Below are 18924 nucleotides of genomic sequence, written 5' to 3' on the forward strand. Positions count from 1 at the left end.
GCCGCCGCGACGAGCCTGGAAGGCAGCCGACACGACAGCAGCGACAGCCTATCGAAGGGCCTCAGGAAGACATGTCCAGTGAGATTCCGATGCGGGTGGCGGTCGTGGGCGCGACCGGTTTCCAGGGCGGTGCGGTGGCCCGCCTGCTGGCCGAGCGGCACCACCGGGTCCGTGCCCTGACACGGCGCCCGGAGGCGGACCGGCCGCCGCTTCCCGGTGCCTTCTTCCTCGCCGGCGACCTGGGGCGGCCGGGCGACGTGCGGCGGCTCTTCGAGGGGACGACGCACGCGTTCGTCACGATGCCGCTGGTGTACGACCCGGAGCGGGTGGAGGCGTACGCGCGGAGCATCGCCGAGGCGGCCCTGGACGCGGGCACGCTCCGGCTCGTCTTCAACACCAACACCCGTGTCCCGCACGCCCCGACGGGGTTCGCCGCGTTCGAGACGCGGCGCCTCGCGGAGCGGGTGCTGCGGGACAGCGGGGTGCCGCTCGTGGTCATCCGGCCGCCGGTCTACCTCGACAACCTCTTCTCGCCATGGAACGGTCCCGCGCTCGTCGACGACGGCGTGCTCGCCTATCCGCTGCCGGAGTCGGCGCGGACGGCGTGGATCTCACACCGGGGCCTGGCGGAGGCGGCGCTCGCGGCGCTGACCCGCGAGGACCTGGAGGGGCGGACCTTCGACATCGGCGGGGCGGCGGAGCTGACGGGCGGCGAGCTCGCGGCCGCCTTCGGCCGCGGCCTGGGCCGGGCCGTCCGCTACCAGGAGCTGGATCCGGTCGACTTCGAGCACGGGCTCGCCGGGCTCCTCGGTCCCGCGGCGGCGGCCGGGGTGGCCGGGATCTACCACTACATGGCGACCGACGCGGATCCGCTGCTCATGGCGGGCGACGACGGGGTGTCGGCGGAGGCGCTCGCGCTCGAACCGGCCCCGGTGGAGGAGTGGGTGGCCCGCCAGCCCTGGCAGGTCTGGGCGAGCGAGGCGGAGGAGCCGGACACGTCCCCGCGCCGCTGAACGCCACGCATGAACCGGCCCCGTCCCCTGCGGACGGGGCCGTTTCGCGTGCGCCCGGCGAGTGAGCCGAAGGGGCTCCAGCGCCCCGGAGGCGAACCGAGCCCTGAAGAAAAGGGGGAGGCGGGGCTTTTTTCAGGTCGTTCGCGCTCTTGCCCGCGCGCCTACGCCCGAGTAGTTAACAAAGCGCCGGATTGCCCACCCGACAACCGGGGGAAGGCTCCTCCGGTACATCCCCGGACCCCTGTAGATCCCTTAGATCCCGTAGTTCCCGTACTCCCTGTGGACCCGCCATCCGAGTGAACGCGGACAGGAGCCGTCATGCCCGCAACCCGCCGGCCGTCGACGGAGCTAGAAAGAGCGCACCACCACCCGCACCCCCGTAACCCGTCAGGTGATGCTGTGAATCCGCTCATGGGACGCATTCCCGTACTGGACGTACGCCCGCTGGTCGACTGTGGCCGGCGCCCCGCGAAAGCGGTGGCAGGAGAGACCTTCGAAGTGACGGCGACCGTCTTCCGCGAGGGTCACGACGCGGTCGCCGCCAATGTCGTGCTGCGCGGCCCGTCCGGCCGCCCCGGCCCGTGGACCCCGATGCGCGAACTGGCCCCCGGTACCGACCGGTGGGGCGCCGAGGTCACCCCGGACGCCGAGGGCCCGTGGACGTACACCGTGGAGGCTTGGAGCGACCCGGTGGCCACCTGGCGCCACACGGCGAGGATCAAGATCCCGGCCGGAATCGACTCCGAACTCGTCCTCGCCGAGGGGGCCGAGCTGCACGAACGGGCCGCGAAGGGCGTCCCGAAGAAGGGCGGCGGCCGGGAGGCCGTGCTCGCCGTCGCGGACGCGCTGCGCGACGTCTCCCGCCCGGCGGCCGTCCGGCTCGCCGCGGCGCTCGCCCCGCGCGTCGTCGAGTCCCTCGACCGCCACCCGCTGCGCGAACTCCTCTCCTCCTCGCCCGCGTTGCCGCTCCAGGTGGAGCGGGAGCGGGCCCTGTTCGGCTCCTGGTACGAGTTCTTCCCGCGCTCGGAGGGCGTGCGGAAGGTCAAGGGCCGCACGGTCCCGGGGAACTTCCGCACCGCGGCCGAACGCCTCCCGGCGGTCGCGGCGATGGGCTTCGACGTGGTGTACCTGCCACCGGTCCATCCGATCGGCGAGACCCACCGCAAGGGCCCGAACAACTCCCTGTCGGCGTCCCCGAGCGACGTGGGCGTGCCGTGGGCGATCGGCTCCCCGGAGGGCGGGCACGACGCGCTCCACCCGGACCTGGGCACCTTCGAGGACTTCGACGCCTTCGTGGCGCGCGCCCGGGAGCTGCGTCTGGAGATCGCCCTGGACTTCGCGCTCCAGTGCTCGCCGGACCACCCGTGGGTGGAGAAGCACCCGGAGTGGTTCCACCACCGGCCGGACGGTTCGATCGCGTACGCGGAGAACCCGCCGAAGAAGTACCAGGACATCTACCCCATCGCGTTCGACAGGGCCGCCGACAACATGGACGGGATCGTCGCGGAGACCGTGCGGGTGCTGCGGCACTGGATGGACCACGGCGTGCGGATCTTCCGCGTCGACAACCCGCACACCAAGCCGGTGGTGTTCTGGGAGCGGGTGATCGGCGAGATCAACCGGGCCGACCCGGACGTGATCTTCCTGGCGGAGGCGTTCACGCGGCCGGCGATGATGCGGACGCTCGGCGCGATCGGTTTCCAGCAGTCGTACACGTACTTCACCTGGCGCAACACCAAGGAGGAGCTGACGGAGTACCTCACCGAGCTGTCCGGGGAGACGGCCGCGCAGATGCGGCCGAACTTCTTCGTGAACACGCCCGACATCCTGCCCGCCTACCTCCAGGAGGGCGGCCGGCCCGCGTTCGAGGCGCGGGCGGTGCTCGCGGCCACCCTCTCGCCGTCCTGGGGCATGTACGCCGGGTACGAGCTGTGCGAGGGCACCGCGCTGCGGGACGGCAGCGAGGAGTACCTGAACTCGGAGAAGTACGAACTGAGGCCCAGGGACTGGGAGTCGGCGGAGCGGGCCGGGAGGACGATCACCCCGCTGATCACGACCCTGAACCGGATCAGGCGCCGCCACCCGGCCCTCCGCAGGCTGCGGAACATCACCTTCCACGAGACCGACAACCCGCAGGTGATCGCGTACAGCAAGCGATCGGGTTCGAACACCGTTCTGATGGTCGTCAACCTCGACCCGCACCACACCCAGGAGGCAACGGTCTCGTTGGACATGCCGGAACTCGGCCTCGACTGGCACGAGACCGTGCCGGTGCGCGACGAGCTCACCGGCGAGACCTATCACTGGGGCAGGGCCAGCTACGTGCGCCTAGAGCCGGGTGTCACACCCGCGCACGTCCTCGTCCTGCGACCGTCCCCGCAGACCGGAGGGTCACCCACATCATGACTGTCAACGAGCCCGTCCCCGACACCTTCGAGGACACCCCCGCCAAGGACCGCGATCCCGACTGGTTCAAGCGGGCCGTCTTCTACGAGGTCCTCGTCCGCTCCTTCCAGGACAGCAACGGCGACGGCGTCGGCGACCTGAAGGGCATCACGGCCAAGCTGGACTACCTCCAGTGGCTCGGCGTGGACTGCCTCTGGCTTCCGCCGTTCTTCAAGTCCCCCCTGAGGGACGGCGGATACGACGTCGCGGACTACACCTCGGTGCTCCCCGAGTTCGGCGACCTGGCCGACTTCGTCGAGTTCGTCGACGCGGCCCATCAGCGCGGGATGCGCGTGGTCATCGACTTCGTCATGAACCACACGAGCGACCAGCACGAGTGGTTCCAGGAGTCCCGGCGCGACCCCGAAGGGCCGTACGGCGACTACTACGTCTGGGCCGACGACGACAAGCAGTACGCGGACGCCCGGATCATCTTCGTCGACACGGAGTCCTCCAACTGGACCTTCGACCCGGTCCGCAAGCAGTACTACTGGCACCGGTTCTTCTCGCACCAGCCGGACCTCAACTACGAGAACCCGGCGGTGCAGGAGGAGATCGTCTCCGCGCTGAAGTTCTGGCTGGACCTGGGGATCGACGGCTTCCGGCTCGACGCGGTGCCGTACCTGTACCAGCAGGAGGGCACCAACTGCGAGAACCTCCCGGCCACCCACGGCTTCCTCAAGCGGGTCCGCAAGGAGATCGACGACCACTACCCGGACACGGTCCTGCTCGCCGAGGCGAACCAGTGGCCGGAGGACGTCGTCGACTACTTCGGCGACTTCCGCTCGGGCGGCGACGAGTGCCACATGGCCTTCCACTTCCCGGTCATGCCGCGCATCTTCATGGCCGTGCGGCGCGAGTCGCGCTACCCGGTCTCCGAGATCCTGGCGAAGACCCCGGAGATCCCCTCCGGCTGTCAGTGGGGCATCTTCCTGCGCAACCACGACGAGCTCACCCTCGAAATGGTCACGGACGAAGAGCGGGACTACATGTACGCCGAGTACGCCAAGGACCCGCGGATGCGGGCCAACATCGGCATCCGGCGCCGTCTCGCCCCGCTCCTGGACAACGACCGCAAGCAGATGGAGCTCTTCACCGGGCTGCTCTTCTCGCTGCCCGGTTCGCCGGTGCTGTACTACGGCGACGAGATCGGCATGGGCGACAACATCTGGCTGGGCGACCGGGACGGGGTGCGGACCCCGATGCAGTGGACGCCCGACCGGAACGCCGGCTTCTCCTCCTGCGACCCGGGACGGCTCTACCTGCCGACCATCATGGACCCGGTCCACGGCTACCAGGTGACGAACGTCGAGGCAGGGATGGCCTCCCCGTCCTCCCTCCTGCACTGGACGAAGCGGATGATCGAGATCCGTAAGCAGAACCGGGCCTTCGGCACGGGGACGTACACGGAACTCCCGGCGTCCAACCCGGCGGTGCTCGCCTTCCTCCGCGAGGACGGCGACGACCTGGTCCTCTGCGTGAACAACTTCTCGCGGTTCGCGCAGCCGACCGAGCTGGACCTGCGGAGGTTCGCCGGCAGCCAGCCGGTGGAGCTGCTCGGCGGGGTGACGTTCCCGGCCATCGGCGAGCTGCCCTACCTCCTGACCCTTGCGGGACACGGCTTCTACTGGTTCCGTCTCAAGAAGGGCTGACCGACGGTCAGTTCGGATTCGTCCGGGGTGGGACGGTTTCCCCCGTCCCCCTCTGGGCACTGTGTCCCACACACGATTCAGGTCCATACGGGCCTTCTTGCCGGGCCCATACGGATCTTCCCCTTCCGACACGTCCCGCACTTCCGGACAGTCCAAGCCGCCATCCGGGACACTCTGCGCATTTGAACCCATACGACGCCCACTTGCGCGCCCCGGGGAAAGGACGCGATGCCATGCAGGAGACCGCATCCACCACCCGGGCCCCGGACGCCCTCCTTCCGTGCCTCGCACCCCTGCTCCACGAATGGCTGCCCCGGCAGCGCTGGTTCGCGGGCAAGGGCCGCCGGGTCATCGGATTCACGCTGGACGCGGCCACCGAGCTGCTGCCCCTGGACGGCGCGGGACCCGGTCTGCTCCATCTGCTCGTACGGGTCGAACAGCCCGGCCGCCCGGCCGGGACGCCCGCCGACTGCTACCAACTGCTCCTGGGCGTACGGACCCAGCTCCCGCCCCGCCTCGCTCCCGCCCTGATCGGGCGGATCCGGCAGGGCCCGCTCGCCGGACGCGCGGTCTACGAAGGGCTGCGCGACCCGCGGCTCGCGGGACTCCTCTACGAGCGGCTGCGCACCCCGGGCCGGACCGGCCCCCTGCGCTTCCACGCCACGACGGCCCTACCGCCCGCCCTCGCCCCCCGCATGCTGGACGCCGAGCAATCCAACTCCTCCCTCGTATACGGGGATTCGTACATCCTGAAGATCTTCCGGCGGGTCAGTCCTGGCGCCAACCCCGACCTCGAACTTCCCCTCGCCCTGAGCCGGGCCGGCTGCGCACGCGTACCGGCCCCGGTCGCCTGGTTCGAGTCGGGGGCCGCGACCCTCGGCGTCCTCCAGCCCTTCCTCCGGGACTCACGGGACGGCTGGCGGCTCGCGCTCGACGCGCTGGCCGACGGGCGGGAGTTCGTCACCGAGGCGCGGGCCCTCGGCCGGGCCACGGCCGAGGTCCACCTCGCGCTCGCCGACGCGCTGCCGACGCGGCGGCTGCGGCGGTCCGAGACCGAGCACCTCGCCGCCGCGATGGACCGGCGGCTGCACGCGGCGGCGCAGGCGGTGCCGGCGCTCCTGCCGTACGTGCCGGGGCTGCGGGCCGTCTTCGCGGCGGCCGGCGAAGCGCCCGGCGCGGGGGCGCTCCAGCGCATCCACGGCGACCTTCACCTGGGGCAGACCCTGCGGGGCTCCGACGGCGGCTGGGCCGTCATCGACTTCGAGGGCGAACCGGCGAAGCCGCTCGACGAGCGGCGGAGCCCGCAGCCCACGGTCCGTGACGTCGCGGGAATGCTCCGCTCCTTCGACTACGCGGCCCGCACCCACCGCCCGTGGAACGCGGACTGGGCGGCGCGCTGCCGGGCCGCGTACTGCACGGGCTACGCCGAGGCGGCGGGCACGGACCCGCGCGCCGACCCCGCCCTTCTCCGCGCCTACGAGACCGACAAGGCGGTCTACGAGGTCGTCTACGAGGCCCGCCACCGCCCGGACTGGCTCCCGGTCCCCATGTCCGCGATCGAACGCCTGGCGACATCCCCGTGAGCCCCCACCCCACCCACCGCGTTGCGGACAGCCACCGACCAGGAGCGGCCACCCACCCCCGTTGTGGGCATTCGTCCCGCAGGGCGGGACGAATGCCCACACGGGGTGGGGGTGAGCCCCCATTCGGCCCAGTCGGCGGGCGGGGCCGTACCGCTCTCGCCTGCGGTGACCTGCACGCGCCCCGTTCGGCCGAGTGTCCCGCGTACGCACGATGCCGTTTCCTAACCCGTACACCCGTACCCCTCGCCCTCCAGGAGGCACCCCCGTGACCGCCCGATCCGCAGGCAAGACGTCCCGCGCAAGGAAGACGCCCGCACCGGACCGGACCGCCGTGCGGAAGGCGCCACCCCTCGATCCGGGTGACCGCGCCCGGCTGCTCGCGGGCGAGCACCACGACCCGCACGGCGTACTGGGCGCCCACCCGGTGCGCGGTGGGGTCGTGGTGCGGGTGCTGCGCCCGTGGGCGAAGGAGGTCGCCGTCCTCGCCAAGGGGCGTCGCGTCGTGCTGGACGACGACGGCGACGGACTCTTCTCCTGCCTGCTGCCGCTCCTTCGCAAGGTGCCCGCGTACGAACTGCGGGTGCGGTACGAGGACGGGGGCGACGAGCTCGCCGTCGTCGACCCGTACCGCTTCCTGCCCGCCCTCGGCGAGCTCGATCTGCACCTCATCGGCGAGGGGCGGCACGAGGAGCTGTGGACCGCGCTCGGCTCCCACCCCCTGACCCACGAGGGCGTCGCCGGCACCCGCTTCGCCGTCTGGGCGCCGAACGCCCGGGGGGTCCGTGTCACCGGCGACTTCACGCACTGGGACGGCACGGCGCTGCCGATGCGCTCGCTGGGTTCGACGGGCGTGTGGGAGCTGTTCGTGCCGGGGGTCGGCGAGGGAGCCGTCTACAAGTACGACATCGCCCGGCCCGACGGTTCGCACACCGTGCGCGCGGACCCGATGGCCCGCCGTACCGAGTGCCCGCCGAACACCGCGTCCATCGTCACCGCCTCGCACTACACGTGGGACGACGCCGAGTGGATGGAACGGCGTGGTGCCCGTCCGCACCATGAGTCCCCGCTGTCCGTGTACGAGCTTCATCTGCCGTCGTGGAGGCCCGGGCTGACGTATCGGCAGCTCGCCGAGCAGCTGCCCGACTACGTCCGCGACCTCGGTTTCACGCACGTGGAGTTCATGGCCGTCGCCGAGCACCCGTTCAGCGGCTCCTGGGGCTACCAGGTCACCGGCTTCTACGCGCCGACGGCCCGGATGGGCACCCCCGACGACTTCAAGCACCTGGTCGACGCCTTGCACCGGGCCGGCATCGGGGTCCTGATGGACTGGGTCCCGGCGCACTTCCCGAAGGACGACTGGGCGCTCGCCGAGTTCGACGGACGTCCCCTGTACGAGCACGAGGACCCGCGCCGCTCGCACCACCCCGACTGGGGAACCCTGGAGTTCGACTACGGGCGCAAGGAGGTGCGGAACTTCCTCGTCGCCAACGCCGTGTACTGGTGCCAGGAGTTCCACCTCGACGGGCTCCGGGTGGACGCGGTGGCCTCGATGCTCTACCTCGACTACTCGCGCGAGCACGGCGAGTGGCTGCCGAACGAGTTCGGCGGCCGCGAGAACCTGGACGCGGTGGCCTTCCTCCAGGAGATGAACGCCACCGTCTACCGCCGCTGCCCGGGGATCGTCACCTTCGCCGAGGAGTCCACGGCCTGGGACGGCGTGACGCGGGCGACGGACCAGGTGGGCCCCGGCGGCTTCGGCGGCCTGGGCTTCGGCATGAAGTGGAACATGGGCTGGATGCACGACTCGCTGGGCTACGCGGCGAAGGAGCCGGTGCACCGCAAGTACCACCACCACGAGATGACCTTCTCGATGGTGTACGCGTACAGCGAGAACTACATCCTGCCGATCTCCCACGACGAGGTCGTGCACGGCAAGCGGTCGCTCGTGTCGAAGATGCCCGGCGACTGGTGGCAGCAGCGGGCCAACCACCGGGCCTACCTGGGCTTCATGTGGGCCCACCCGGGCAAGCAACTCCTCTTCATGGGGCAGGAGTTCGCCCAGGGCGGGGAGTGGTCGGCGGAGCACGGGCCCGACTGGTGGCTGCTCGACCCGGCGTACGGGGCGGAGCCCGACCACCGGGGCGTGCGGGACCTGGTGCGGGACCTGAACACCGTGTACGCGGCGAACCCGTCGCTCTGGGAGCGGGACACCGCCCCGGACGGCTTCCAGTGGGTGGTCGGGGACGCCGCCGAGGACAACGTCTTCGCGTTCCTGCGTTTCGACGGCTTCGGCTCCCCGCTGCTCGCCGTCTGCAACTTCTCGCCGGTCGTGCGGCACGACTACCGCATCGGCGTGCCGGACACCTTCGCCGCCTGGGCGGAGGTCCTGAACACGGACGCCGCCCGGTACGGCGGCGGGGACGTGGTGGGCACCGACCCGGTGAAGACCGAGTCGGTGCCGTGGCACGGCCGTTCGTCGAGCGTGCGGATGACGCTGCCGCCGCTGGCGACGGTCTGGCTCAGGCCGGCCTGATCACGCCCAGCCGCTGGGTCGCCCGGGTCAGCGCCACGTACAGGTCGTTGATCCCGTGCGGGGCGCCGGCCACGATGCCGTCCGGGTCGACGACCAGGACCGTGTCGAACTCCAGGCCCTTCGCCTGCCGGGGGTCGAGCAGGACCACCGGCAGGGTGAGGTCGGGCGTCGCTCCGTGGGCGGCGTCCGGCAGGGCCTCGACCAGGCCGGGGAGCAAGGCCTCCGGGGCGATCACGGCGAGCCTGCCCTCGGTCCGCAGCTCGGCGGCGACGGCGTCGGCGGCCTCCTTCACCGGGTCGTCGACCGTCCGGTCCCAGGGCGGGACGCCGGTGGAGCGGACGGACCGGGGCGGTTCGAACCCGGGGTCGGCGGCCCGCCGCACCTCGGCGGCGACCTCCATGATCTCGGCGGGCGTGCGGTAGTTGACCCCGAGGCGTACGTGCTCCCAGCGGTCCTGCACGTACGGGGAGAGGATCCGCTCCCAGGCGCCCACGCCGGCGGGGTCGCCGGTCTGGGCGGGGTCGCCGACCAGGGTCATGGAGCGGGTCGGGCTGCGGCGCATGAGGAGCCGCCAGGCCATCGCGGAGAGCTCCTGGGCCTCGTCCACGATGATGTGGCCGAAGGCCCAGGTGCGGTCGGCGGCGGCGCGCTCGGCGGCGGTGCGGTGGTCGGCCTCCTCGTGCCGCTCGGCGAACCGCTCGGCGTCGATGATGTCGTGGGCGGAGAGGACCTCGGAGGCGTCCTCGTCCAGCTCCTCCTTGTCCTCGAACTCGTAGGTGCGCGAGGCGTACGAGACGTCGAGGACGCCCTGCGCGTACTGGATCTGGCGCTGCCGCTCGGCCTCCTGGGCGGCGCGGGCGGCCGAGTCGTCCTCGCCGAGGAGTTCGGCGGCCTCGTCGAGCAGCGGCACGTCGCCGGGGGTCCACTCCCCGCTGTCGCGGCGGATCGCCGCCGCGTCCGCGTCGTCGAGGTGGGTGGGCTCGGTGAGGTAGTCGGCCAGGAACTCCTGGGGCGTGAGGGCCGGCCAGAGGGTGTCGACGGCGGCGTGCACGTCGGGGTTGGCGGCGATGCCCTTGGCGAGCAGCGCCCGGTCGTCGGCGCCGAGGAAGTTGGGGCCGCCGTAGGGGTCGGCGCCGATGCGGTCGGCGAGCTGCTCGGCGAGGGCGTCCAGGATGCGGAAGACGAAGTAGGGGCGGGCGAGGTTGTGCGGGAGGACGGTCTCGCGGGCCTTGTGGCGGGCCTCCAGGGCCATGTCCCAGTCGATGACCAGGTCCCCGTCCTCGTGCGGGACGACGAGGGGCGCGCCGCGCTCGGGGACCTGCTGGCGGTCGCGTACGGCCGCGGCGAGGGCGTCGGCCATGGCGGCGGAGCCCTTGACGGCGGCGGCGCGCGGGGTGTCGGTGCCGGTGGCGCGGACGCCGGGGAAGAGTTCGGCGGGGGTGGCGAGCAGGACGCCGGTCTCGCCGAGGGAGGGCAGGACGTTCCCGATGTAGCCGAGGAAGGCGGGGTTGGGGCCGACGATGAGGACGGCCCGCTTGGCGAGCTGCTCCCGGTGGGCGTAGAGGAGGTACGCGGCCCGGTGCAGGGCGACGGCGGTCTTGCCGGTGCCGGGGCCGCCCTCGACGACGAGGACGCCGTGGTGCGGGGAGCGGATGATGCCGTCCTGCTCGGCCTGGATGGTCTGCACGATGTCGTGCATGCGGCCGGTGCGGGCGGCGTCGAGCGCGGCGAGCAGCACCTCGTCGGCGTCGCGGCTCTCGTGCCCGGTGCGGGTGGCGTCGGCGAGGTCGAGCACCTCGTCGTGGAGGGCGGTGACCTCGCGGCCCCGGGTGCCGATGTGCCGGCGGCGGGAGAGCCCCATGGGCTCGTAGCCGGTGGCGAGGTAGAAGGGCCTGGCGATCTCGGCGCGCCAGTCGACGACGAGGGGCGTGCGGTTCGGGTCGTCCCTGCGGATGCCGATCCGCCCGATGTGGTGGTCGCGGCCGTCGCGGAAGACGAGCCGGCCGAAGCACAGCCCGCTCTCCCCCGCGTCGAAGGCGGCGAGCAGCCCGGACTGTTCGGCGACGGTCACGTCCCGTTCGAGGCGGCCCTGGTTGCTGCCGACCCCGGGGGTGCGCAGGGCCTGGGCGACGGCGGCCTCGGCCCGGTCCCTCAGGTCGTCGAGCCGTGCGTACAGATCGGTGATGAATTGCTGTTCATTCCGAAATTCCTCGGTTGACAATTCGACTCCCGGCGCGATACAGTGCGTTTATTGAACGTCTCCGTGGCTTTTGTTTTTCCAGACACGGAATCCATTAATATACGCGACGCAATACCCCGACTGTCAATTCTAGTCGGGGTATTTCTGTGTCGCCTGGAAGCCATGGGTCAGGAGCCGGACGGCGAGGGTGACCTCCCAGGCGAAGACCGGGAGCGCGGCGAGGGTTCCGGGGACGGACACCTGTGCATAGAGGCCGAAGAGCACGGCGACCGCCGAGAGGCAGATGAGCGCGCCGCCCACCAGGCCGAGCAGGGCGATCCACGCCGGCACGAGGCCCGTGCGGCGCATCACGTACGCGAGGATCAGGGTGTTCGCCCCCAGGGCGACGTTGGGGCCGAGCAGGAACGTCCAGTCATGCACCGCGATCAGCGCGGTCGCGGCAGCGGTCGCCTCGGCGGCCGGACCCTGTCGCAGGGTCACCACCGCCAGGACGCCGACGATGCCGACGGCGATCACGGCCGCTTCGAGCAGCCGGCCGCACACGTAGCCGACCGCCAGCGCCTCGTGCCGCCGCCTGATGACGGGGTACAGCGCGACCCCGGTCCCGATCACGGCGACGAGCAGCACCATCTCGCACAGCGCCCCCGCCCGCACGCGGGCATCCGCGCCCGGCCCCAGGACGTACGCGGCGCCGTCGAGCACGGGGCCGTACAGCGCGAGTCCCGCGATCGCCGCGACCTCGGTGACCAGGAACAGCACTCCGGTCACCACGGCGGTCCTCCGTGTCGCGTCCACGAGCTTCCCGTCCACGAGTCTCCCCTTTCCCCCCAGGGGTGTACGGCGTACACCCACCTGTCGAGGGACACGGTAGGTGTACGGCGTACACTCGTCAACATGACGCAGCAACGCGGAGCGGGCGACCGCGCCCCCCTGAGCAGGCAGCGAATCCTGCGGGCCGCCGTCGCGCTGGCCGACGAGACCGGCGCCGAGGCGTTCAGCATGCGCCGCCTCGCCCAGGAGCTCGGCGTGGTCCCGATGGCGCTCTACAAGCACGTGGCCGGCAAGGACGAACTCCTCGACGGCATGGTGGACGTCGTCGTCGGCGACATCGCCCCGCCGGAGCCCGGAGCGCCGTGGAAGCGGGCCGTACGGCAGCAGATCCTCGCCGCCCGGGACGTGCTGCTGCGCCACCGCTGGGCCGCGTCCGTCATCGAGTCGCGTCCCGGTCCGACACCCGCCGTCCTCGCCCACCTCGACTCGGTGATCGGCACGTTCCGGGACGGCGGTCTCTCCGCGGACCTCACGCACCACGCGATGCACGCGCTGGGCACCCGGCTGCTGGGCTTCTCCCCCGAGCTGTTCGCCACCGGCGGGGCGGCACCGCCGCCCGGCGAGGCGGGCGAGGCCGCCGCGAAGGCGGCCGCCGCGGCCTACCCCCGGGTCGCGGAGATCGCCGCGGCCGCCGCCCACGACGCGGGCTCGACGGTCGGCGGAGGCTGCGACGACCTGTTCGAGTTCACGTTCGCCCTCGACCTCCTCCTGGACGGCGTCGAACGCCTCCACGGCCAGGGCTGGAGCTCCAGCCGCACCCCTGAGGGCCGGACAAGGCCCTAAGGCGCCAGGACGTCCTTCAGTTCCTCCAGGAGGCGGCGCTTCGGGCGGGCCCCGACCAGCGACTTCACCGGTTCGCCCGCCTGGAAGACCATGAGCGTCGGGGTCCCGAGCACCCCGTACCTCACCGTGGTCTCCGGGTTCCGGTCGACGTCGATCTCGACGATCCGCAGCCGCGTCGCCTCCTCCGCGGCGATCGCGGCGAGCACCGGCTTCAGCTGCCGGCACGGCCCGCACCACTCCGCCGTGAACTTCACCAGGACCGGCAGGTCGGCCCCCAGCACCTCCGTGCCGAAGTCCGCGTCCGTGACCTCGCCCACGCCCTCCGTGTACGTCGTCATCCCCGTCACCCCTCCGTCGTCTCCGTGTCCGTGTCCCGCTCCGTACCGAGCTCGCACCGGGGTTCCGTGCCGTGCGGCAGCTCCGCCTCGGCCCGCAGCAGCTGGGCGCCCATCTGGGCGCGTACCGCCTGGAGCTGTTCGATCAGGCCGTCCAGTTCGGCGACCTTCCGCCGGTAGACGGCGATCGACGCGGGGCAGGCGTCACCCGTCGGGTGACCCTCGCGCAGGCAGTCGACGAACGGCCGGGTGTCCTCCAGCTCGAACCCGAAGTCCTGAAGGGTCCTGATCTGCTGGAGGAGCCGCAGGTCGTCCTCGTCGTACGTGCGGTACCCCTGCTCCGTGCGCCGCGCGGTCAGGAGGCCCCGGGACTCGTAGTACCGCAGAGTCCGCGTGGTGGTTCCCGCCCGCTCGGCCAGCTCTCCGATGCGCATGTCCCCGAACGTAAGCCTTGACGCCGACGTCAAGGCAAGCAGGGAGGGTCGCGCACCGGTGCGGCGGGGGAGTTCGTCAAGGACGGTTCCCGGGACGACTTCCGCCGGGCGGCAGCAGCGGCTTCCGCTCCACCGGGGACGACAGGACGACCGAGGTCGTGGTCCGGCCGAGCGCCGAGGTCTGCTCCAGGACGTCTTCCAGGTGGACGGTGTCGGTGACGGCGACCTTGAGGATCCAGCAGTCCTCGCCCACCACGTGGTGGACCTCCAGGACCTCGGGGCGCGCGGTCAGTTCCAGGGTCCGCGGGTGCTTCAGGGTGTAGCCGCCGTGCGGGTTCACCCGGATGAAGGCCTGGATGCCGTAGCCGAGGCGGGCCGGGGACACATGGGCGCCGTAGCCGGTGACCACCCCGCTCGCCTCGAGGCGGCGGACCCGCTCGGTGACGGCCGCGGGGCTGAGCCGGACGCGGCGGCCGAGCTCGCTGAGCTTGATCCGGCCGTCGGTCTGCAGGAGGTCCAGGATCTGCCGGTCGATGGGGTCGAAAGCGGTCGCCGAGGAATCGTCGGCGGTGGGGCGCGAAGGCCGAGGTTCCTTCGGTACGGCGGCCGGAAATCCCATGAATCCCCCTTCAGATGGCGAACGCACAACGTAACACTTGCCCTGTGACACAAGGGAGTTGGGATTGATGGACATTCTGGTCATCGGCGGAAATCGCTATTTCGGAAAGCGGCTCATCGCTCTCCTCGGGGAATCCGGACACCGGATCACCGTGCTCAACCGGGGCTCTTCCGCCGCCCCCGCGGGAATCGAGCAGCTCGTGGCCGACCGCGACGACGAGGCCGCCCTGGAATCCGTACTGGCGGGCCGTTCGTTCGATGTCGTCGTGGACCAGGTCTGCTACACGCCGCGCCAGGCGGAGATCGCCCTGCGGGTGTTCGCGGCACGCACCGGGCGCTATGTGATGACGTCGACGGTGGAGGTGTACGAGTACGAGGACTCCGCCCCGGGCGTGCCGGTCGCCGAGTCCGTCCTGGACCTGGCCGCGGTCACCGTCGACACGGGCCTGGCCTGGGACGACCCGGAGTTCCGCGAGGAGCACTACGGGGAGGGGAAGCGGCAGGCGGAGGCCGTGTTCGCGGCCGGGGCGCCGTTCGCCTGGACCTCGGTGCGGGTCGCCCATGTGCTGGGCGGCGACGACGACTTCACGGGCCGGATCGACCACTACGTCGAGCGGGTCCGGGCCGGCGAGCCGATCGCCGTCCCCGTCGTGAACCGCCCGGCGACCTATGTGTACGTGGAGGAGATCGCCGCGTTCCTCGCCTGGACGGCCGAGGCGGAATTCACCGGGCCGGTCAACGCTCATTCCCACGGCCCGCTCACCACGGCCGACATCTGCGCGGAGATCGAGAAGCAGGTGGGCGGCCGGACGGTGTTCCGGGAGGTGGAGGTCGGCGAGGTCTCGCCGTTCTCCTTCGCCCGCTCCTACGGGATGGACAACTCCCGTGCCACGGCTCTCGGTTATTCCTTCGGTCATTCGGCGGAGTGGCTTTCGCGGGCCATTGCCGAGACGGTCGGGGCGGTGCGCTGATGCGTACGAGAACGCTGGGGGACGTACGGGTCGGGGCGGTCGGCTTCGGCACGATGCCGCTCTCCATCGAGGGCCGCCCCGACGAGGCCCGGGCCGTCGCGACCGTGCACGCGGCCCTGGACGCGGGCGTGACGCTGCTCGACACCGCCGACTCCTACCACCCGCCGGACGGTGCGCCCGGCGAGGGCGAGCTGCTCGTCTCGCGGGCCCTGGCCTCGTACGGGGGCCGCACGGACGACGTCCTCGTGGCGACGAAGGGCGGGCGCGGCCGGACGGCGGACGGCGGCTGGACCGTGGACGGGCGGCCCGCGCACCTGCGGCGGGCGGCGGAGGACTCGGCCCGGCGGCTGGGCGGGACGCCGATCGGGCTGTATCAGCTGCACAAGCCGGACCCGGCCGTCCCGTACGCCGAATCGCTGGGTGCTCTACGGGAGTTGCTCGACGCGGGGACGGTCCGGCTGGCCGGGATCTCGAACGTGGACACGGAGCAGATCCTGCTGGCGCGCGAGATCCTGGGCGACCGGCTGGTCTCCGTACAGAACCGCTACTCGCCGGCGGTCCGGGAGAGCGAGGCGGAGCTGCGGCTCTGCGCGGAGCTCGGGCTCGCCTTCATGCCGTGGAGCCCTCTGGGCGGGATCTCGCGCAGTTCGCTCGACGGGGCGTCCGCCCTGGAGGAGGACCCGGAGTTCGGGGGGTTCCACCGGGTGGCGCGGGAGCGGGGGGTCAGTCCGCAGCGGGTGGCGCTCGCGTGGCTGCTCACGCGGTCGGAGACGGTGCTGCCGATCCCGGGCGCGAGCCGGCCGGAGACGGTACGGGACTCGGCGGCGGCGGCCGAACTCCGGCTGTCTTCGGAGGAGTTGGCCCGGCTGGCCGTTCAGTGACCGAAGACACCGGTCCCATTGACGGGACCGGTGTCTCCCACTACAAAAGCTTCCTGAGAGCGCTCTGAGAGCGCTCTCAGGGTCAGACCCTGTGCACACCCCGCGTACCGTCCCCCGGAGGTGTTCCCCTTGCGTTCCCCGAGCCGCGCCAGACGCACATCCCGCACGTCACGCATCCCCCGCACCCCCCTGCTCGCCTCGCTCCTCGCCGGCGTCCTCGCCGCCGGTGCCCTCCTCGGCCTGGGCGGAGCGGGCAGCGCCAACGGCGCCGTGCCGCCCGCCCCCGGCTGGTCGCTCCAGTGGAGCGACGACTTCAACGGCCCCGACCGCTCCCTGCCGAACGGCGCCGACTGGCAGATCGACACCGGCCACGCCTACCCCGGCGGCCCCGGCAACTCCCGACGGAGCCTTCGGGAGCTGACACCCTTTGAGGGAGTTGGCCCGCTTGGGGAGTTGGACCTTGAGCGGGTACTGCACGAGCAGGTGGACGTGGTCCTGCTCGCTGTTGAACCACTTCAGCTCGGCCTCGAAGTCGGCGCAGACCTCCCGCGCGATCTCTTCGGTTCGGGTCGGCATGGCGTCGGTGAACGCATTCCGCCGGTACTGCGTGAAAAAGCCAAGTGAACGTGCAGGTTGCAGACAACTTGACGTCCGGTGCGTACATCGGGATGAGGGTTCCAGCGCGGTGACGCCAGCCAGTGCTAGGTTCCGGATTGTGAGTCAAGACACCCTGGTCAAGCGGCAGTTCGGGCACCGCGCCCGGCTTGCACTGGCACCTGCGCAGGGGTTGAAGACTGATGACCAGGCTCATGCGGCCCGCACCATGTGGAACCTTCTGCATGCGTGGTGGCAGATGATGCCGAAGGAGATGCGGACTCTCGCGAACGCGGACGCCGCGATCCGACAGGCCCGCGAGGACATCAACTTCCTGGCCGCCCTACCCGCCCAGGCCGCGCAAGCGGTACTCAAGACGTACTTCCAGGCATGGAAGAACTGCTGGGAGGGCCGCGCCGACGCGCCGGGCTTCAAGGCCGGTTCCGCACGGTGATGTCCGTGGACATCCCGCAGGGCCGCGACCTGAACATCACCCGGGTGCACCGACGCTGGGGCATGGTCAACATTCCCAAGGTGGGCCGGGTCCGTTTCCGATGGACCGCAGACCTTCCGGTCGGCAAGCGCGCCAACCCGGAGAACCGAATCACCGGCGCGCGACTGATCAAGGACGCGCTCGGCTGGCACATCGCCTTCCGCATCCAGACCTTGGAGGCCGCGCCCGCACCCCACCAAGGGCCGGAGGTCGGCATCGACGTGGGCGTCACCGTGCCCATAGCCCTCTCGGACGGTGAGACGTACGAGCACGGCGAGTGGCTGACGCAGGGGGAGCAGGCGAAGCTTCTGCACCTGGAGCGGCGCGCCGCCCAGCGTAAGCAGCACCGCAAGCCTGGCGAGCGCACCAGTCGCCGCCTGCACCGCACCTACGACCGGATCGCAGGACTGCGCGCGAAAGCCAAGCGCCGGGCCCTGGACTGGCAGCACCGGACGACCACCGCCATCGCCCGCACATACGGCACGATCGTGGTCGAAGCACTCACCATCACGAACATGGTCAAGTCCGCCAAGGGAACCATCGAGAAACCGGGGAAGAAGGTCGCCCAGAAGTCCGGGCTGAACCGCTCCATCAGCAGGGAAGCCTGGGGCCGGACGGTCACCATGCTCACGTACAAGGCCGCCCGGCACGGCGGCACCCTGCACAAGGTCCCTGCCCCCGGCACCTCCCAACGCTGCTCCGCGTGCGGCTTCATCACACCCGGCAGCAGGGAGTCACAGGCCATGTTCTTGTGCAAGAACCCGGACTGCGACTGGTCGGGCAACGCCGACCACAACGCATCGCGGAATGTCCTGCACCTGTACCGGATGGGCCTCGCGCTCACCCCGGCTGCCGGGAGGGCAGTCGTCAGGCGCGCGAAGCGCGTCAAGCCCGCTACCGCAAGGTAAGCAGGAATCTCCCGGCTTCAGCCGGGAGAGCACTTCAATACCAGGGCATCACCGACCCCGCCCGCGCCGTCGCGCACCCGCGCGGACTGCGCTACGTCGTCGGCAACGCCCTGGCCACCGGGCCCGAGCAGAACCCGACCGCGCGCTGGTCCTGCGTGGGCCGGACCGAGTCCGGGCGGGACTTCCTGAACTGCCCGCCGGGCACCAAGCTGGAGAACTACCTGGACTTCCCGACCTGCTGGGACGGGAGGAACCTGGACAGCCCCAACCACCGCGACCACATGGCGTACGCGGCGGGGCCGACCTGCCCGGCCAGTCATCCCGTACCGGTGCCGCGCCTGGAACTGCTGATCACCTGGCCGGTGAACGGCGGAGGGTTGAGCCTGGCGGGCACCCGGAACGGGGCGAACGTGACCGACGCGCCCGGCTACACCTTCCACGGCGACTTCTTCAACGCCTGGGACGAGGGCGAGCTGAAGCGCAGGGTCGCCGACTGCGTCAACGCGGGCTACATCTGCGGCACGGACGGACGCCCGATCCAGCAGTAGCGGGTCCCCGTACGGCGCGTACGAGAGGGACGGTCCCGGGCCGCGTTCGCGACCGGGACCGTCCCTCTCCCGGGGCCCGGATCCGGCTCAAGGCCCGGGACC

Annotated in this window: 14 protein-coding genes and 2 pseudogenes; 10 read left to right on the plus strand and 6 right to left on the minus strand. The window is 71.4% G+C overall.

The features are described 5' to 3' along the window. Positions 1–71: 71 nt before the first annotated feature. The 5 genes from ACIBG6_RS14540 to glgB all read left to right on the plus strand — a co-directional run bounded on the left by ACIBG6_RS14540 (position 72) and on the right by glgB (position 9226). On the plus strand, positions 72–1013 hold the full coding sequence (locus ACIBG6_RS14540; RefSeq protein WP_399222934.1) for an SDR family oxidoreductase: 942 nt from the start codon (positions 72–74) through the stop codon (positions 1011–1013). Positions 1014–1424: 411 nt separating this feature from the next. After that, positions 1425–3419, plus strand: a complete 1995-nt coding sequence (locus ACIBG6_RS14545) for an alpha-1,4-glucan--maltose-1-phosphate maltosyltransferase (RefSeq protein WP_399222935.1) — start codon at positions 1425–1427, stop codon at positions 3417–3419. After that, positions 3416–5110 carry a maltose alpha-D-glucosyltransferase gene (gene treS / locus ACIBG6_RS14550; RefSeq protein ID WP_399222936.1) on the plus strand — a complete coding sequence of 565 codons (1695 nt, stop codon included), beginning with the start codon at positions 3416–3418 and terminating at the stop codon, positions 5108–5110. Before ACIBG6_RS14545 ends, treS begins: the two co-directional genes overlap by 4 nt. A gap of 233 nt (positions 5111–5343) precedes the next feature. After that, entirely contained in the window at positions 5344–6693 is a 1350-nt protein-coding gene (locus ACIBG6_RS14555; RefSeq protein ID WP_399222937.1) for a maltokinase, read from the plus strand. Positions 6694–6958: 265 nt separating this feature from the next. Next, a complete protein-coding gene (gene glgB, locus ACIBG6_RS14560; RefSeq protein ID WP_399222938.1) occupies positions 6959–9226 on the plus strand; it encodes a 1,4-alpha-glucan branching enzyme in 2268 nt (755 codons plus the stop codon). Here glgB and ACIBG6_RS14565 read toward each other — a convergent pair. Together ACIBG6_RS14565 and ACIBG6_RS14570 are read right to left on the minus strand one after the other, a co-directional pair. After that, positions 9213–11447: a HelD family protein gene (locus tag ACIBG6_RS14565; protein WP_399222939.1), complete on the minus strand. Its 2235-nt coding sequence runs from the start codon at positions 11445–11447 to the stop codon at positions 9213–9215. The two genes, glgB and ACIBG6_RS14565, sit on opposite strands and share 14 nt — an antisense overlap. 108 nt (positions 11448–11555) lie before the next feature. Continuing rightward, positions 11556–12236, minus strand: coding sequence for a DUF4386 domain-containing protein (locus ACIBG6_RS14570; RefSeq protein ID WP_399222940.1), 681 nt, complete (start codon positions 12234–12236; stop codon positions 11556–11558). An 84-nt stretch (positions 12237–12320) separates the two neighbouring features. Here ACIBG6_RS14570 and ACIBG6_RS14575 point away from each other — a divergent pair, with 84 nt between their 5' ends. Continuing rightward, positions 12321–13040 (plus strand): TetR/AcrR family transcriptional regulator, encoded by a 720-nt coding sequence (locus ACIBG6_RS14575; protein WP_399222941.1) that lies wholly within the window; start codon positions 12321–12323, stop codon positions 13038–13040. On the opposite strand, the gene ACIBG6_RS14580 is transcribed toward ACIBG6_RS14575, so the two are convergent. The 3 genes from ACIBG6_RS14580 to ACIBG6_RS14590 all read right to left on the minus strand — a co-directional run bounded on the left by ACIBG6_RS14580 (position 13037) and on the right by ACIBG6_RS14590 (position 14428). Continuing rightward, positions 13037–13378 (minus strand): thioredoxin family protein, encoded by a 342-nt coding sequence (locus ACIBG6_RS14580; protein ID WP_399222942.1) that lies wholly within the window; start codon positions 13376–13378, stop codon positions 13037–13039. The two genes, ACIBG6_RS14575 and ACIBG6_RS14580, sit on opposite strands and share 4 nt — an antisense overlap. A gap of 5 nt (positions 13379–13383) precedes the next feature. Continuing rightward, the gene (locus ACIBG6_RS14585) at positions 13384–13809 is read right to left on the minus strand and encodes a MerR family transcriptional regulator (protein WP_399222943.1); all 426 of its coding nucleotides are present in this window, start codon (positions 13807–13809) and stop codon (positions 13384–13386) included. Positions 13810–13885: 76 nt separating this feature from the next. Continuing rightward, positions 13886–14428 (minus strand): Lrp/AsnC family transcriptional regulator, encoded by a 543-nt coding sequence (locus ACIBG6_RS14590; RefSeq protein WP_399222944.1) that lies wholly within the window; start codon positions 14426–14428, stop codon positions 13886–13888. A gap of 67 nt (positions 14429–14495) precedes the next feature. On the opposite strand from ACIBG6_RS14590, the gene ACIBG6_RS14595 reads away from it, so the two are divergent. Continuing rightward, positions 14496–15398: an NAD-dependent epimerase/dehydratase family protein gene (locus ACIBG6_RS14595; RefSeq protein WP_399222945.1), complete on the plus strand. Its 903-nt coding sequence runs from the start codon at positions 14496–14498 to the stop codon at positions 15396–15398. Beyond that, entirely contained in the window at positions 15398–16279 is an 882-nt protein-coding gene (locus ACIBG6_RS14600; RefSeq protein WP_399222946.1) for an aldo/keto reductase, read from the plus strand. The genes ACIBG6_RS14595 and ACIBG6_RS14600 overlap by 1 nt, the downstream gene beginning before the upstream one ends. Before the next feature lie 395 nt (positions 16280–16674). Here the strand turns inward: ACIBG6_RS14600 and tnpA are convergent. Beyond that, positions 16675–16974, minus strand: a pseudogene (gene tnpA, locus ACIBG6_RS14605) (IS200/IS605 family transposase); the annotation flags it as partial. A gap of 128 nt (positions 16975–17102) precedes the next feature. Between tnpA and ACIBG6_RS14610 the strand changes: the two are divergent. Together ACIBG6_RS14610 and ACIBG6_RS14615 are read left to right on the plus strand one after the other, a co-directional pair. Beyond that, positions 17103–18274, plus strand: a pseudogene (locus tag ACIBG6_RS14610) (RNA-guided endonuclease InsQ/TnpB family protein). Positions 18275–18321: 47 nt separating this feature from the next. Then, entirely contained in the window at positions 18322–18822 is a 501-nt protein-coding gene (locus tag ACIBG6_RS14615) for a DUF1996 domain-containing protein (RefSeq protein WP_399223359.1), read from the plus strand. Positions 18823–18924 lie beyond the last annotated feature (102 nt).

The organism is Streptomyces sp. NPDC050842 (assembly GCF_044456565.1).
In the GTDB taxonomy this organism is placed as follows: Bacteria; Actinomycetota; Actinomycetes; order Streptomycetales; family Streptomycetaceae; genus Streptomyces.

Bases quoted from the DNA above. Each gene is read 5' to 3' on its own strand.
- ACIBG6_RS14555 (WP_399222937.1), top strand. From the start codon at position 5,344: ATGCAGGAGACCGCATCCACCACCCGGGCCCCGGACGCCCTCCTTCCG.
- ACIBG6_RS14540 (WP_399222934.1), top strand. From the start codon at position 72: ATGTCCAGTGAGATTCCGATGCGGGTGGCGGTCGTGGGCGCGACCGGT.
- ACIBG6_RS14545 (WP_399222935.1), top strand. From the start codon at position 1,425: ATGGGACGCATTCCCGTACTGGACGTACGCCCGCTGGTCGACTGTGGC.
- ACIBG6_RS14600 (WP_399222946.1), top strand. From the start codon at position 15,398: ATGCGTACGAGAACGCTGGGGGACGTACGGGTCGGGGCGGTCGGCTTC.
- ACIBG6_RS14590 (WP_399222944.1), bottom strand. From the start codon at position 14,428: ATGGGATTTCCGGCCGCCGTACCGAAGGAACCTCGGCCTTCGCGCCCC.
- ACIBG6_RS14575 (WP_399222941.1), top strand. From the start codon at position 12,321: ATGACGCAGCAACGCGGAGCGGGCGACCGCGCCCCCCTGAGCAGGCAG.
- treS (WP_399222936.1), top strand. From the start codon at position 3,416: ATGACTGTCAACGAGCCCGTCCCCGACACCTTCGAGGACACCCCCGCC.
- ACIBG6_RS14580 (WP_399222942.1), bottom strand. From the start codon at position 13,378: ATGACGACGTACACGGAGGGCGTGGGCGAGGTCACGGACGCGGACTTC.
- ACIBG6_RS14595 (WP_399222945.1), top strand. From the start codon at position 14,496: ATGGACATTCTGGTCATCGGCGGAAATCGCTATTTCGGAAAGCGGCTC.
- ACIBG6_RS14585 (WP_399222943.1), bottom strand. From the start codon at position 13,809: ATGCGCATCGGAGAGCTGGCCGAGCGGGCGGGAACCACCACGCGGACT.